Here is a 14,103-nt window from a genome sequence, read left to right as displayed (position 1 = left end):
CCGCAAAGTAAGGGCTATGGAGCGTTGCCGAGGGTCGAGCGCGGCGACCGCCGGCGCTTCTCGGCGGCCACGACCGCCAGCACCTGCAGGTGCTTGCGGGCGATCCGTTCCACCAGGTCCGGCGCCGCGCCCCCCGTGACCTCCTGCGCGCCGTGCCGCGCCGCGGCGACGCAGCGCTGCACCGTCTCGGGCGGGTGCACGCCCGCGAACTCCTCGGTGAGACGGTCGCCGACCTCTTCGTAGCCCGACAGCCGCTGGTTGTCCCCTTGGTGAGCCATCACGTGTCCTCGAGCCTCGCTCGCACCGCCCCGGTCCTCGCGGTCCCCAGTTGCCAGGGCGGCGGAGGGGAACGATCACTGCGTTCCGTAGCTGCTTATTACCCACCGTGACCCATCCGCGAACATCGCACCTTCTGGGCTTGGTCAAGAGTCGGTACGGTCCGTCGCAAGTTCGGCGTCAACGCAGGTGAGAGGAACTATTCGTCCCAGTGCGGACTCTGGGGCCGGGGCGCGGCCCGTGCGGCGGCCACGGGGACAGAAGAGAAGAAGCCGTGTGAGTGGGATATGTCACACGGCTTCGGGAGAAGGGCGCAGGGCCGATGGGGCGATGGGACGTGCTCAGACCACCCCGTAGAGGCGGTCCCCCGCGTCGCCCAGGCCGGGCATGATGAAGCCCTGCTCGTTGAGGTGCGCGTCGATGGCGGCCGTCACGACCCGGATCGGCGCCTGCGTCCCCTCGAAGGCCTGCTCCATGTACATGAGCCCCTCCGGCGCCGCCAGCAGGCAGATCGCCGTGACGTCGTCGGCGCCGCGCTCGAACAGCAGCCGGATCGCGGCCGCCAGGGTGCCGCCGGTCGCCAGCATCGGGTCCAGGACGTAGCACTGGCGTCCGGAGAGGTCTTCGGGCAGACGCGTCGCATAGGTCTGCGCCTGCAGCGTCCCTTCATCGCGGATCATCCCGAGAAATCCCACTTCAGCGGTGGGGAGCAGGCGGGTCATCCCGTCCAGCATCCCCAGCCCGGCGCGCAGGATCGGGACGACGAGCGGCTTGGGGCTGGCGAGCTGGACCCCCTGCGCCGGCACCAGCGGGGTCTCCACGGTGACATCGGCGACCCGGACGTCACGGGTGGCCTCGTAGGCCAGCAGCGTGACGAGCTCGTCGGCCAGGCGGCGGAACGTGGGGGAGTCGGTGGTCACGTCCCGCAGCATGGTGAGCTTGTGCGCGACGAGCGGGTGGTCGACGGCAAGGGTCTGCATGCGCACACCGTACCCGCGCCCGATCATCCGGCCCGCACCCCAGGCCGCGGCCCCGGAACGCGTCCGTCAAGGCCACACAAAGCCGACAGGAGGATAGGAGTCCGCCCTGCGGGGCACGATGCCGTTATGACCCGAGATCGCGACCAGCAGCCGAGACGCGCGGCGTCGGCCGATGACGCCTTCCTGGAGGTCACCGGAGCGCTGGCGAGAAACGAGGGAGCGCGCGCCAGGGACGCCGCGGCCGGCGGCGGAGACGAGGAGGACCGGGCGGCGCCGGGCGCGGCCGCCGGGGCCCCGTCCCGCGACCGCACCGCACGCCCGTGGACACCCCCCGAGGACTCCGAGGAGGCGGCGGAGGGCGCGCACGATGCCACCGAGCCGGCCGTGTCCCCGGAGGAGGTCCGCGACCACCTCCGCCGCCGCGCGATCTTCCTGCGCGAACTGGCCGAGGCGCGCGAACTGCGCCGCCGCGTGACCCCGCACCGCTCCCGCCGCGCCCGGATCCACGCGGCCCTCCGTCGCCGCACCTTCCGGATTAACTGATCAGGAATCGAGTAGATTCGTCCGCGGCGCCCAGAAGGCGCTGTCGGCTCACCTCACGGACGGTCACGAGGGCCAGTTTGGCGGTGGGGGACACGAGGGCGCGCCGCATCTGCGACCATGCCCTGGCAGGAACCGCGCCGGTGGGGTGGAAATGACGGATGTGGACGCGACGGACTTCGCCGTCGTGGTGTATCGGGAGGACGAACGCTGGGAGGCGGAGGTCCTCCCCGTCGCGCTGACCGAGGACCTGGACGGGCTGATCCACGCCCTCCGCCAGCAGCCGAGCCTGGGCGGCACCATCGGGCTGGTGTCGGTGGGCGACGACTTCTTCGTCGCGATCCGGCTGCTCGGCGACGAGGTGATGGTCTTCCTCTCCGACGTGACCGCGTCGGTGGACTGGCCGCTGGCCGGTCAGGTGCTCGATCATCTGGACATCCCGATCCCGGAGGACGAGGAGCTCGACCAGGTCCTCCCGGTGGGCGACATGTCGATCTTCGCGGAGCTGGGCCTGGACGAGATGGAGCTCGGCGCGATCTCCGGCGACCTGGAGCTCTACCCGGACGAGATGCTGCTGAGCATCGCCGGCCGCGTCGGCTTCGCCCCCGCCTTCGAGCGGGCGCTGGACGCCATCGGCTGATCACCCCCGCCCGGTCCCGGACAAGGGGTGTGACCGGGGCGATCTCGTGGGTCACAATGAGCTGGTGTCCTACTTCGCCGCCGTCTTCGCCCGGACCCCGCAGGGGTGGGTGGGGACCGAGGCCGTGCTCGCGGAGGCCGAGGGCGTCGACGACGTCGCCGACCTCATGCGCGAGGCCGCCGTGGAATCGTACGGCGATCCGGTGCTGCTCCTGATCGAGCAGGACGACGACTGGTTCGCCGTTCTCCGCCTCGACGGGGAGAACGAGCCGAGGGCCTTCATCTCGACCGTCCGCGAGGACGGGCTGGGGGGCCTGTTCTACCAGCTGGTGGGCGAGGCCCCGGACGGCGACGTGGGCGGCGACCCCGAGCTGCTGGAGGATCTCGGCGTCGACGGCAAGCGGCTCGCCGACCTGGGCGAGCGGGCGCTGCCGGGGGACGCCCTGCTGACGGTCGCCGAACTGGCCGGGTTCGGCGAGGAGTTCGACCGGCTCCGTGACTGAGATCACTCCCCAGGGCACCGCGCACCGTCCTCCGGCGGGCGGCGGAGCGGTCGAGGCCGAGTTCGGCGGGCCGATGCGGCTGGCACTGGACGAGGCGCGGCGGGCCGCCGAGTCGGGGGACGTTCCGGTCGGCGCCGTCGTCCTGGACGCGTCCGGCGCGGTCATCGGGACCGGCCACAACGACCGCGAGCGCTCCGCCGACCCCACCGGCCACGCGGAGATCGTCGCGATGCGCGCCGCGGCCGCCGCACGCGGCTCCTGGCGCCTGGACGGCTGCACGCTGGTGGTGACCCTGGAGCCGTGCACCATGTGCGCCGGGGCCGCCGTACAGGCCCGCGTGGACCGCATCGTGTACGGAGCGATCGACCCCAAGGCGGGCGCCGTGGGCTCGCTGTGGGACGTCGTACGCGACCGCCGTCTCAACCACCGTCCCGAGGTCATCGCCGAAGTGCTGGCGCAGGAGTGCGGCGCGCTCCTCGTCGAGTTCTTCGCGCACCGCAGAGTCGGGTAGGCTTCCCCGCGGTGGTGTCGCCTAGTGGACGAGGGCGCACGCCTCGAAAGCGTGTGAAGGGCAACCTTCCGTGGGTTCGAATCCCACCACCACCGCCATTCTGAAGCGCCCCTGCCGTGCACCACGCCACGCCGGGGGCGCTCCGCGTTTCCAGGGGCTCCTGAAGCCTCCGCACGCCGCCCGGCAGGATGCCGCCGAGCCACCCACTCCACAAGGCACCTCACACGACAGGCCCGCCGGTTCCGCGACCGGCTCCTTCGACCGATGGACGGCCCAGGCCATCAGCAGACACCGGTGTCTGTTTGGAGGGGGTTCGCACTATGCTTCCCGCTGTGATCGAGGACCTCGGGGAGCTGTTGGGCGGCCGGTACCGGATCCTCGCCCCGATCGGCCGCGGCGGCATGGGCGTGGTGTGGCGCGCCTGGGACTCCGACCTGGACCGCACGGTCGCGATCAAGGAACTGCGGCTGCCCGAGCAGGTCGAAGCGGAGGAGCGCCAGGTCTTCTACGCCCGGATGGAACGCGAGGCCCGTGCCGCGGCCCGGCTCAAGCATCCCGGGATCATCACCGTCTACGACCGGGTGGCCGGTGAGGACGGCCGCCCGTGGATCGTGATGGAGTACATCGAGGGCGGTTCGCTGCACGACCTGCTGACCGAGAGGGAGCGGCTGCCGGTCGGCGAGGTCGCCCAGATCGGCGTCCAGATGCTGGACGCGTTGCGGCTCGCGCACGGCCAGGGCATCGTGCACCGCGACATCAAGCCCGCCAACGTGCTGCTCGAGGGCCGGCGGGTGGTGCTGACCGACTTCGGCATCGCCGCGCTGGACGGCGATGCCACCCTCACCCAGACCGGCGCCATCCTGGGCACCCCGGCGTTCATGGCCCCCGAGCAGGTGCGCGGGCGGGACGCCACCCCCGAGTCGGACCTGTGGTCCCTGGGCGCCACGCTCTTCGCCGCGGCCGAGGGCGGCCCGCCGTTCACCGGCACCAACCCCGGAGCGGTCTTCGTGGCCATCGCCACCGAGGACCCCGCCCCCTGCGTCCACTCCGGACCGCTCAGTGAGGTGCTCACCGGTCTCCTGAACAAGGACCCGGCGGCACGGCTGACCGCCGACCGCGCGCACGACCTCTTGGCCGCCCTGGCCACCGAAGCACCCGCTCCTCCACCACCGGCCGACGCCCCTGCGCCCCTGCCAATGCCAGGCGTTCAGGTGCCACCACCCGGCCCTCCGCCCGTACAGCCACAAACCAGGGCGGACGGCCCCGCACGGCAGGCGACGCCGGACTCATCCGACGAACTGCGTCCCCAGCTCATCGGCGCCTTGGCGGCCGTGCTCGTCGCGGCCGTCGTGATCGGGGCGGCGGTGCTCTTCTGGCCGGAGTCCGACAACGACCGGCTCGTCCCGGCGACCGGCTCGACGCCGCTCGGAGCGCCTCCTCCCGTGCAGCCGAGCCCCAGCCCCGAGGTCACCGGCACGCCGCGCGAGACGCTCAAGACCACCGGCGGGGCACGGTCCGTGTCGTTCAGCCGGGACGGAACCAAGCTGGCCGGCAGCTCCGACGGCGGCTCGATCAGGCTTTGGAACGCGACCGGCGGCCGCCCCACCGTCACCATGAAGCTCGAAACGCCCAAGTTCCCCATGGTGGCGTTCAGGCCCGACGGGAAAAGCCTGATCAGCGGCCAGTGGGACGGCTCCGTGCGGCTCTGGAACGTGGCGTCCCGCAGCTCCTCGGTCATCATGTCCGACCCCGACGGCGCCGGCGGGATCGCGATGAGCCCCGACGGCACGAAGGTCGCCCGGAGCGAGGGAAAGAAGATCCGGATCTTCGACGTGCCCGGGAACCGCACCGCCCGCACCCTGAGCGGCCATACCAAGTCCGCCGGCTCGGTGGCGTTCAGCCCGGACGGCAGGCTCCTGGCCAGCTCGAGCAGCCTCGACAACACCGTCCGGATCTGGGACGTGGCCTCCGGCCGCGCCCTCCGCGTCATCCCCAGCGAGGAACTGTCCATCTTCAGCGACATGCTGGCCTTCAGTCCGGACGGGAAGACCCTGGCCAAGGCCAACGACAAGAACAGCGTCCAGCTCTGGGACGTCGCCACCGGCAGCCTGACCAAGACCTTCACCAACGTCGAGGACTCGTCGTTCTACTCGCTGGCGTTCAGCCCCGACGGGAAGACCCTGGCCACCGGCACCGGCCGAGGTCTGATCAAGTTGTGGGACGTGGCGGGCGGCCGCGTCACCACCGTCCTCGCCGGCCACGACGATTCCGCGACGGTCAACGGGCTCGCCTTCCGTCCCGACGGCAGATCGCTGGCCAGCGCCGGCAGCGACGACACCGTCCGCCTCTGGGTAACCCCCTAACCCAGCCCCTGACCACTCCGGTAGGCCCGCGCTCCGAAGGAGCCGCCCCAGCGCCGCGGCGAGCAGCGCGGCAGATGCAAAACGGCCTACCGCCCCGCCAGGAACAGGCCAACTGCACCCCCGGCGGGCGGACGGCCCCAGCGCCCCCAAACATCCTCAAGCGTTCCCCGGCACTCCGACGCTCCCAGCGCCCCGACGCTTCCGGCGGACCCGGCGTCCGGGCAGCCCCGGCGTCCGGGCGGTCTCGGCACCCCCGGCGGTTCCAACGCCCCGACGCTCCCAGCTCCCAGCGCCCCGGCACCCCGAGTCTCCCAGCGGACCCGGCGTCCGGGCGGACCCGGCGTCCGGGCGGACCCGGCGTCCGGGCGGCCCCGGCGGTCCCAGCGTCCCAACTGTCCCCGGACGCCCCCGGCGGTCGGACGGTCCCAGCGTCCCGACGCCCCCGACACCCCCGGCGGTCCCAGCGTCCGGCGGTTCCGGCGGTTCCGGCGTCTCGGGCGGTCCCAGCGTCCGGGCACTCCCGGCACCCCGGGCGGTTCCGACGCCCCCGAAGCTCCTAGCGTCCCGGCGGTCCCGGCGGTCCCGGTGTCGGGGCGGCCCCGGCGTCTCGGGCGGCCCCGTCGGTCCCAGCGCCCCGACGTCCCCGGACGCCCCCGGCGGTCGAACGGTCCCAGCGTCCCGGCGGTTCCGCTGTCCGGGCGGCCCCAGCGTCTCGGGCGGCCCCGGCGTCCCGGCACCCCGGCGGTTCCGACGCCCCCGACGATCCCAGCGCCCCGGCACCCCGACGGTCTCGACGCCCCCGAGGGTCCCGGCGTCTGGGCGGTCCCGGTGTCCGGGCGGTCCCGCGCCCCCGACGCTCCCAGCGTCCCGACGGTCCGGGCGGACCCGGCGTCCGGGCGGACCCGGCGGTCCCAGCGTCCCAACTGTCCCCGGACGCCCCCGGCGGTCGGACGGTCCCAGCGTCCCGACCTGTCCCCGGACGCCTCCGGCGGCCCGTGGTCCGGGCGGTCCTAGCGTCCCGGTGCCCCCGGCGGTCTGAGCGTCGGGGCAACTGGGTTGTTGGGGGGCGGCTGATCAGCCGATGGTGACCAGGGCCACGCCCGCTGCGGCGATGGCGAGCCCGAGGCGTTGGACGACGCGTAGCCGCTCGCTGTAGGCGATCCTGGCCAGCAGCACCGTGATCGCGGGATACAGCGAGGTCAGGACGGCGGCAAGGCTGAGCATGCCCTGCTGGGCGGCGACGAAGTAGAGGGCGTTCGCGGAGGCGTCCAGGGTGCCTGACAGGACGGCCAGGCCGATGAGCAGCCGTCCCGAGACCGGGGGGCCGAGGTCTGCGCCGCGGGCCCAGATCATGACGGCCAAGGCCGCGCCGATCACGCACAGGTTGCCGACGCGGGCGGCGACCACCGGCCAGAGCCCGCTCGCGTCGCCGGCCCCCTTGAGCATGATGAAGAAGATCCCGAAGCAGACGCCGGAGATCCCGGCCATCAGCGGCCCGCTGTCCGCGAGCCGGGCGGACCAGGCAGGCATGCCCGCCACCCGCCCATCCGTGGACGCGGCCGCCTCCGGGGATGCCGATGGATTCGGAGATGCCCCGGTTGCGGTGGGGGTGTTGTTCTCCATGCTGATCAGGCCGATCGCGACCAGGCAGAGCAGGACGCCGGCCAGGACGGGGGCGTCCAGCTGCTCGCCGCGTAGTGTGCCGACGCCCACGGGCAGGACGGCGGCGGCGAGTGCGGACACGGGGGCCACCACGCTCATCGGGCCCCGGGCCAGTGCCCGGTAGAAGGTGATCAGGCCGGTGCCGCCCGCCAGGCCGGCGCCGAACCCCCAGGCCAGGGACGTCCAGGTGAACCGCCCGCCGATGACCAGCGCGGCCGCCAGGATCACTGCCAGGCCGACCGGCACGCACCAGGCCAGCGCCTTCAGCGCGCTGGTCCGGCGGGAGACGGCGCCGCCGAGGAAGTCGGCGACGCCGTAGGCGAGGGCGGCGCCGAGGGCCAGCAGCGTGACCATCAGCCGTCCGCGCCGATCAGCCGGCTTTCGATCCGCACGTCCGGGCTGATGGCGCGCAGCCGGGCGGCCAGGTCGTCGCCGGCGGCGCGGAGCCGGTCGAGGGGGTACGGGTCGAGCCGTTCGAGCAGGAACAGCCCGTTCACGGTGGATTCGGTGATGCGGGTGCGGACGCACTGCCGCCAGTTCCAGCGGCGGCAGGTCACCCCGGCGTCGTCGCGCCAGACCACCTCGCCCGGGAGCGGGTGCTCGACGGCAGGCTCGCCGCCCGCGACGGTGTCGAACGGCTCGTCCCCGGCCGCCCGGACGAGCCGTGCGGGCCCGCGGTAGGCGTCGAGGTCCTCGCCGCCGACCGGCAGGGCGTACTCGACGCTGATCGCGTTGTAGGCGTCCACGACCTTGTTGATCTGGGGCAGGGAGTCGGCCCGGCGCACCAGGGCGTCCACGGAGGGGCGGGTACGCTGCGGTTTGGCGCCGAAGGCGCGGTAGGCGTTCCGCCAGGCCTCCAGGTGCGGGTCGTCGGCGGCCTGTGCGGCGGCCTTGGCCGCCAGCGCCAGCCAGTCCGCCGTGAGGGCGTCGCCCGGCCCGTTGGCCAGGCCCTCGGCGGTGACGGCGAGCACCGCGACGTCCGGGCGCAACTCCCGCACGGCCCCGTCGATGACGATCCGCTCCAGCATTCCGGGCTCCCCTCCAGCACGGTCATTTTAATGAACTCCGCATACCATCTTACCGACCGCGAGGGGTGCTCGCGACGCTCTAAGGTGACGGAGGGGAGGACACCGTGAGCGATCAGGAAGCCATCGGCGAGGCCGTGGCCAGGACCGTGCGGGCGCTGCGGGCCGGGCACGGCTGGAGCCTGGACGAGCTGGCCGGCCGCGCCGGGGTGAGCAAGGGCGTCCTGGTCGGGCTGGAGCAGGGCCGCGGCAACCCCAACCTCGGCACCCTCATCCGCATCTCCGACGCCCTGGGCGTGCCGCTCACCCGGCTCGTCCAGGTCGAGGAGCAGCCGCCGATCAGGATGTTCCCGCCCGACCGCCACGTCGTCCTGTGGGAGGGCACGCACGGGGGCACCGGCACGCTCCTGGGCGGCAGCGATCCCCGGCCGTCCCTGGAGCTGTGGCGCTGGGAGCTGCGGCCGGGCGAGGTCAGGGAGAGCGATCCGCACGTGCCCGGCACCAAGGAGATCGTGTACGTGGAGGAGGGCGTTCTCACCCTGAACGTCGACGGCCGCGGCGACCTGGTCGAGGCCGGGACGGCGGCGGTGTTCGTCGGCGACCGGCCGCACACCTACGGCAACGCGGGCAAGGACGATCTCCGCTTCATCCTGGCCGTCCTGGACCTCTGACGCCCCCGGTTCTTTCACCCCCAAAGCGCGTTCCGGTCCGCGAGGGGTTTTCTCCGCGCGGCGTTCGGCGCATCGTCGTAGACGAGCGTGAATCAGGAACGGAGCATGCGCGTCAACGCGTTGGACGGGGTGTGCAGACGCTTGTCAGGACGCCACGGGACGGTCGTTGATCCCACCCGACGCGATTCGTCCCAGGCTCAGGTGAGAGGCCGTCAGCGGTGAACCGACACGAGACCCAGGGCCGCTCCGGGGTTACAGGCGCGCTGATGGTGCTCTCCGGTGGCACCGCGTGGCAGGTCGTCTCCCCCACGGTCGTCGAGGCTTCGCACATGCTCGCGGGAGTCGCCGCCGCGTCTCCGGCCGAGGTGTGGGTGGTGGGGCACGTCGGGCAGCATCCCCTCGTCGCCCGCTGGGACGGCACGAGGTGGACGATCCCGCCGGGCCCGCTGCCCGTCGCGAGCCATATCGGCGCCGGCTTCCGGGGGATAGCCGTCGCCGGCCGTGACTCCCGGGCAAAGCCCGCACGTCCCGCCGGAAGGCCGGAAGCGGACGTGTCCGTCCAGGCCATCGCGGTCGGCGGCGGCTACGACCGGCTGGCCGCGGCCGAGGTCCCGCTCATCCACCACTGGAACGGCTCCGTCTGGGACGCCTGGGAGGGCTGGCCCGAGGATCCCCGAGCGGCCCGCGGCTTCGTCCTGACCGACGTCGCCATGGTCGGCGAGGAGGCGTGGGCGGTCGGACACGGCCTTCTGCGGGGCGGCCCGCCCGGCCCTGTGGCCTTGCACCGGCACGGCGGCGCCTGGCACGCCGCCGAGACGCCTTCCGTGGCCAAGGGCAGACTGCTCGCCGTCTCCGCGACCAGCGACGGGGACGTGTGGGCCGTGGGCGCGGCCGACCGTACCGGGCTCGTCATGCACTACGACGGCCGCTCTTGGACGCGCGTGCCGATCCCCACGACCCGCTTCCCGCTCACCGGTGTCGTGGCGCTCGCCCGGGACGACGCCTGGGCCGTGGGCCGCGATCGGGTACTGCGCTGGAACGGCCGCAAGTGGCGCAAGGTGGACGCCCCGGTGACGGCCGCCAACACCGTGACCGCCCTCGCCCCGGACGACGTGTGGGTCGCCGGTGGACGCGGCGAACTCGCCCATTTCGACGGCCGCACCTGGAGCCGGACGCCGTCGCCCCAGCCGCTCGGCGACACCGCCGTGTGGCTGGCCTCCGCCTCCCTGCCCGCCCCCGAGGCGGGCGGCGCATGGCTGGTCGGCTCCCACCAGGTCCCCCAGGCCGGAACGGTCGGCACCGCCTCCAGCATCACCGCCCAATCCGGCGACTCCTAAGGAGGCGTCAGGCCGTCGTGCGGCGCCGGCAGGCGCATCGCCGTGCAAGCGGATCCCGGCACCCCACGCCGACGAGGGCGGGGACGTGCCGGGCCCCGCGATAGGCGGGTGGGCGGCTGTTACCGAGGGGTGTTCAGGAGGAGAGGCGGACGGGCATGGCCAGGTAGCGGTAGCCGGTGTCGCCTCCCGGGTCCGGTGGGGTCTCGTCCTCGGGCGCCTCGGCGTCCTTCTCCGGGTCGGGGACGGCGGTGAGGAGGGCGGCCTTGGTGGGGCCGGTGCACTGGAGCCGGGCGAACTCGGTGTCGATCCCGGCCAGACCGTCGAGCAGGTACTGCGGGCTGAACGCGATGTCGATCTCTTCGCCGTCCAGCGCGGCCGGCAGGCTCTCGTTGGCGCGGGCGGAGTCGCCGGAGGCGGCGCGGATCCGCACCTGGCCGGAGGCGAACGCCAGGCGGACCGGGGTGTTGCGCTCGGTCACCAGCGCCACCCGCTTGATCGCCTCGACGAACGGGGCGACGCGGACGCGGGCGGTGGAGGTCCACACGCCGGTGAGCCGGGACCGGTAGTCGATGAACTGGTCGTCGAGGAGGCGGGTGGTCATGCTGCGGCCGCCGCCGGAGACGCCGATCAGGACGTCGCCGGTGCCGGTCAGGCCGATGGCCACCTCGGCGCCCGGCCTGATCGCCTTGGCGGTGTCGGCGAGGGTGCGGGCGGGGACCACGACCCCGGCGGCGAAGTCGTCGCGGGACGGCGTCCAGGCCAGCTCGCGGGCGGCGATCCGGTAGCGGTCGGTGCAGGCCATCCGCATGGTGGTGCCCTCGACGTCGATCCGGACGCCGGTGAGCATGGGGAGGGTGTCGTCGCGGCCGGCGGCGGGCGTCACCTGGGCGACGGCGGCGGCGAACACCTCGCCCGGGACGGTTCCGGCGCGGGCGGGCGGCTCGGGCAGGCTGGGGTAGTCCTCCACCGGGAGGGGGAGCAGGCCGAACTCGGCGCTGCCGCAGCTCACCACGATCTCCGAGCCCTTGAGCGCGACGTCGACCGGTTGGTGCGGGAGGTTGCGGACGATCTCGGCCAGCAGCCGCCCCGGCACCAGGACCCGGCCGGGCGCGGTGACGGTCAGCCCGTCCTCGGCCGTGATCCTGGCCTGGGCGGACACCTCGTAGTCGAAGGCGGCCAGCGCCAGCTCGCCGTCGGCGGTCGCCTCGACCAGCAGGCCCGCGAGGACGGGCAGCGCGGGCCGGGACGGCAGCGTCCGCGCCGCCCACGCGACCGCGTCGGCCAGTGCCTGACGATCGACCCGGAACTCCATCGGTCGTGCTCCTCTGCCCCGATTCGTGCGTGCAGGGCCACCGTAACCGCCGCGTCCGACAGAACGCCGCCCGGCGGTCAGAAGAGGGTGGTCGCGGGCGTGCCGGAGTCCTTCACGCGGCGTTCGAAGTCGAGGAGGTAGCGCTTGCGCTCCAGCCCGCCGCCGTACCCGGTGAGCCCGCCGGACGAGCCCACGACGCGGTGGCACGGGACGATGACGCTGACCGGGTTGCGGCCGTTGGCCAGGCCGACGGCGCGTGAGGCGCCGGGCTTGCCGATCTCCTGTGCGAGTTCGCCGTACGAGACGGTCTCGCCGTAGGGGATCTCCTGGAGCGCGTCCCAGACCCGCTGCTGGAAGGGTGTGCCGCGCATGGCCAGCGGCACCTCGAACCGGTTCAGCTCACCGGCGAAGTAGGCCTTGAGCTGCTCGGCGACCTCCCTGTAGGGGGTGCTGTCGGCCGAGTCCGCGGGCACCCCGAAGGTCTCCTGGGCGGGGCGGTGCCGTTGCAGGTCCATGTAGAGCCCGGCCAGGGATCCGCCGTCCACCACGGCGGTCAGCGGGCCGATGGGGCTGTCCAGGACGGCGTGCGTGCGCTCGCCCGTGGACGTCGTGCCGATGCTCATGATTTTCCTTTCGATGGCATGGCCGCTCAGGCGGCGGGGAGGCGGTTGATGGCGTGGTCGCCGGTCGCCCAGAGGTACTGGACGGCGTATGCCCGCCAGGGGCGCCACGCGGCGGCGCGGCGGGTGAGCGCGGCGGGCGTCCCGGGCAGGCCGAGGTCGCGGGCGGCGGCGCGGACGCCCAGGTCGGTGGGGATGAACGCGTCGGGGTCGCCGAGGGCGCGCATGGCGATCGTCTCGATCGTCCAGGGGCCGATTCCGGGGAGTTCGCCGAGGGCGGCGCGGGCCTTGTCCCAGTCGCTGCCCGCGCCGAGGTCGATGCCGTCACTGGCGAGGGCGGCGACGAGGGTGGTGAAGGTGGTGCGGCGCGACTGCGGGAAGGCGAGCGTGGACGGGTCCAGGCCGGCCAGCGCTTCGGGGCCGGGGAACAGGTGCGTGAGCCCGCCCACCGGGGTGATCGGGTCGCCGTGGGCGGTGACCAGGCGCGCGGCGTGGGTGCGCGCCGCGGCGGTGGACACCTGCTGGCCCAGCACCGCGCGCACGGCGAACTCGGCCGGGTCGACGGTGCGCGGCACGCGCCGTCCCGGGGCCTTCTCCACCAGCGGCTCCAGGAGCGGGTCGGAGCGCAGCAGCTCGTCGACGGCGACCGGGTCGGCGTCGAGGTCGAGCAGGCGGCGGCAGCGGCTGATCGCGATGGTCAGGTCGCGGAGGTCGGTGAGGGACAGCGTGCAGGCGACGTGGTCGGGGTGCGGGCGCAGCGCGACGACGGCGTGCCCGTGGGGGAGGCGCAGCGTGCGCCGGTACGCGCCGTCCCGCCACTCCTCGACGCCCGGGACGGCGGTGGCCACCAGGTGCCCGAACAGGTTGTCCGGGCACAGCGGGGCGCGGAACGGCAGCCGCAGCGACAGCGACCCCGGCCCCGCGGTGGCCGGATGCCCGCGCGCCACCCGGTCGCGCAGTTCGCTCGGCGTGAGCGCGAACACCTCGCGGACGGTGTCGTTGAACGCCCGGATGCTGGCGAACCCGGCGCCGAACGCGATGTCGCCCATCGGCAGCGCGGTGGTCTCGATCAGCAGCCGCGCGGTCTGCGCGCGCTGGGCGCGGGCCAGCGCGAGCGGGCCGGCGCCCAGTTCGGCGTTCAGCAGCCGTTCGATCTGCCGCGGGCTGTAACCGAGGTGCGCGGCCAGGCCCGGGACGCCCTCGCGGTCGACCACCCCGTCCGCGATGAGCCGCATGGCGCGGGCCACGACGTCCGCGCGGTGGTTCCACTCGGGAGAGCCGGGGCTGGCGTCGGGACGGCAGCGCTTGCACGCCCGGAACCCGGCCTGCTGGGCGGCCGCGGCGCTGGGGTAGAAGCGCATGTTCTCCGGTTTGGGGGGCACCACGGGGCAACTGGGCCGACAATAGATGCCGGTGGTGACGACGGCGGTGTAGAACCACCCGTCGAACCGGGCGTCCTTGGACTGCACCGCGCGTACGCATCGCTCCACGTCCTCGTGCATGCCTCCAGCATCGTCGATGGTCACCGCGTTCCACTAGCGAGAATCCGACATCATCGTCGGCGGTCGCGGCGGCGATGACCCGCCAGGTAATCGATCTTCCGCGTCCGGCTTGGCACCGTGGTCCGTGCCGGGCGGCGAACCCCCGCCGCCCGCGTCACCGGA

The 14,103-nt window shown here is 73.6% G+C and carries 14 protein-coding genes and 1 tRNA gene; 8 read left to right on the top strand and 7 right to left on the bottom strand.

What is annotated here, in order from left to right; all coding sequences use genetic code 11:
- Nucleotides 1–14 precede the first annotated feature (14 nt).
- Both ACZ466_RS21880 and upp read right to left on the bottom strand, forming a co-directional pair.
- Nucleotides 15–278: a three-helix bundle dimerization domain-containing protein gene (locus ACZ466_RS21880; RefSeq protein WP_378280634.1), complete on the bottom strand. Its 264-nt coding sequence runs from the start codon at nucleotides 276–278 to the stop codon at nucleotides 15–17.
- A gap of 339 nt (nucleotides 279–617) precedes the next feature.
- Nucleotides 618–1,256, bottom strand: coding sequence for a uracil phosphoribosyltransferase (upp, locus tag ACZ466_RS21875; protein WP_378280633.1), 639 nt, complete (start codon nucleotides 1,254–1,256; stop codon nucleotides 618–620).
- 126 nt (nucleotides 1,257–1,382) lie between these two features.
- Here upp and ACZ466_RS21870 point away from each other — a divergent pair, with 126 nt between their 5' ends.
- The 6 genes from ACZ466_RS21870 to ACZ466_RS21845 all read left to right on the top strand — a co-directional run bounded on the left by ACZ466_RS21870 (nucleotide 1,383) and on the right by ACZ466_RS21845 (nucleotide 5,812).
- Nucleotides 1,383–1,799: a hypothetical protein gene (locus ACZ466_RS21870; protein WP_378280632.1), complete on the top strand. Its 417-nt coding sequence runs from the start codon at nucleotides 1,383–1,385 to the stop codon at nucleotides 1,797–1,799.
- A gap of 151 nt (nucleotides 1,800–1,950) precedes the next feature.
- Nucleotides 1,951–2,436 carry a tRNA adenosine deaminase-associated protein gene (locus ACZ466_RS21865; RefSeq protein WP_378280631.1) on the top strand — a complete coding sequence of 162 codons (486 nt, stop codon included), beginning with the start codon at nucleotides 1,951–1,953 and terminating at the stop codon, nucleotides 2,434–2,436.
- Nucleotides 2,437–2,500: 64 nt separating this feature from the next.
- Nucleotides 2,501–2,938, top strand: coding sequence for a tRNA adenosine deaminase-associated protein (locus ACZ466_RS21860; RefSeq protein WP_378280630.1), 438 nt, complete (start codon nucleotides 2,501–2,503; stop codon nucleotides 2,936–2,938).
- Between the two features lie 73 nt (nucleotides 2,939–3,011).
- Nucleotides 3,012–3,449, top strand: coding sequence for a tRNA adenosine(34) deaminase TadA (tadA, locus tag ACZ466_RS21855; protein ID WP_378280688.1), 438 nt, complete (start codon nucleotides 3,012–3,014; stop codon nucleotides 3,447–3,449).
- Nucleotides 3,450–3,459: 10 nt separating this feature from the next.
- Nucleotides 3,460–3,547 (top strand) — tRNA-Ser (locus tag ACZ466_RS21850).
- A gap of 234 nt (nucleotides 3,548–3,781) precedes the next feature.
- Nucleotides 3,782–5,812, top strand: a complete 2,031-nt coding sequence (locus ACZ466_RS21845; protein WP_378280629.1) for a WD40 repeat domain-containing serine/threonine protein kinase — start codon at nucleotides 3,782–3,784, stop codon at nucleotides 5,810–5,812.
- Between the two features lie 1,074 nt (nucleotides 5,813–6,886).
- Here ACZ466_RS21845 and ACZ466_RS21840 read toward each other — a convergent pair.
- Nucleotides 6,887–7,828, bottom strand: coding sequence for an EamA family transporter (locus ACZ466_RS21840; RefSeq protein WP_378280628.1), 942 nt, complete (start codon nucleotides 7,826–7,828; stop codon nucleotides 6,887–6,889).
- A complete protein-coding gene (locus tag ACZ466_RS21835) occupies nucleotides 7,828–8,502 on the bottom strand; it encodes a B3/B4 domain-containing protein (protein WP_378280627.1) in 675 nt (224 codons plus the stop codon). Before ACZ466_RS21835 ends, ACZ466_RS21840 begins: the two co-directional genes overlap by 1 nt.
- A gap of 104 nt (nucleotides 8,503–8,606) precedes the next feature.
- Here ACZ466_RS21835 and ACZ466_RS21830 point away from each other — a divergent pair, with 104 nt between their 5' ends.
- Complete coding sequence (locus tag ACZ466_RS21830; protein ID WP_378280626.1) at nucleotides 8,607–9,170, top strand: helix-turn-helix domain-containing protein; 564 nt, start codon at nucleotides 8,607–8,609, stop codon at nucleotides 9,168–9,170.
- Nucleotides 9,171–9,436: 266 nt separating this feature from the next.
- Nucleotides 9,437–10,507: a beta propeller repeat protein gene (locus tag ACZ466_RS21825; RefSeq protein WP_378280625.1), complete on the top strand. Its 1,071-nt coding sequence runs from the start codon at nucleotides 9,437–9,439 to the stop codon at nucleotides 10,505–10,507.
- Nucleotides 10,508–10,640: 133 nt separating this feature from the next.
- Here ACZ466_RS21825 and dnaN read toward each other — a convergent pair whose 3' ends face one another.
- From dnaN to ACZ466_RS21810, 3 genes are all read right to left on the bottom strand, one after another.
- A complete protein-coding gene (gene dnaN, locus ACZ466_RS21820; RefSeq protein ID WP_378280624.1) occupies nucleotides 10,641–11,819 on the bottom strand; it encodes a DNA polymerase III subunit beta in 1,179 nt (392 codons plus the stop codon).
- Nucleotides 11,820–11,896: 77 nt separating this feature from the next.
- A complete protein-coding gene (locus ACZ466_RS21815; protein WP_378280623.1) occupies nucleotides 11,897–12,442 on the bottom strand; it encodes a methylated-DNA--[protein]-cysteine S-methyltransferase in 546 nt (181 codons plus the stop codon).
- A 26-nt stretch (nucleotides 12,443–12,468) separates the two neighbouring features.
- Nucleotides 12,469–13,941, bottom strand: a complete 1,473-nt coding sequence (locus ACZ466_RS21810) for an AlkA N-terminal domain-containing protein (protein ID WP_378280622.1) — start codon at nucleotides 13,939–13,941, stop codon at nucleotides 12,469–12,471.
- Nucleotides 13,942–14,103: the final 162 nt, after the last annotated feature.

The organism is Actinomadura rugatobispora (assembly GCF_055379765.1).
This window is presented reverse-complemented; position numbering and strand designations above follow the sequence as displayed.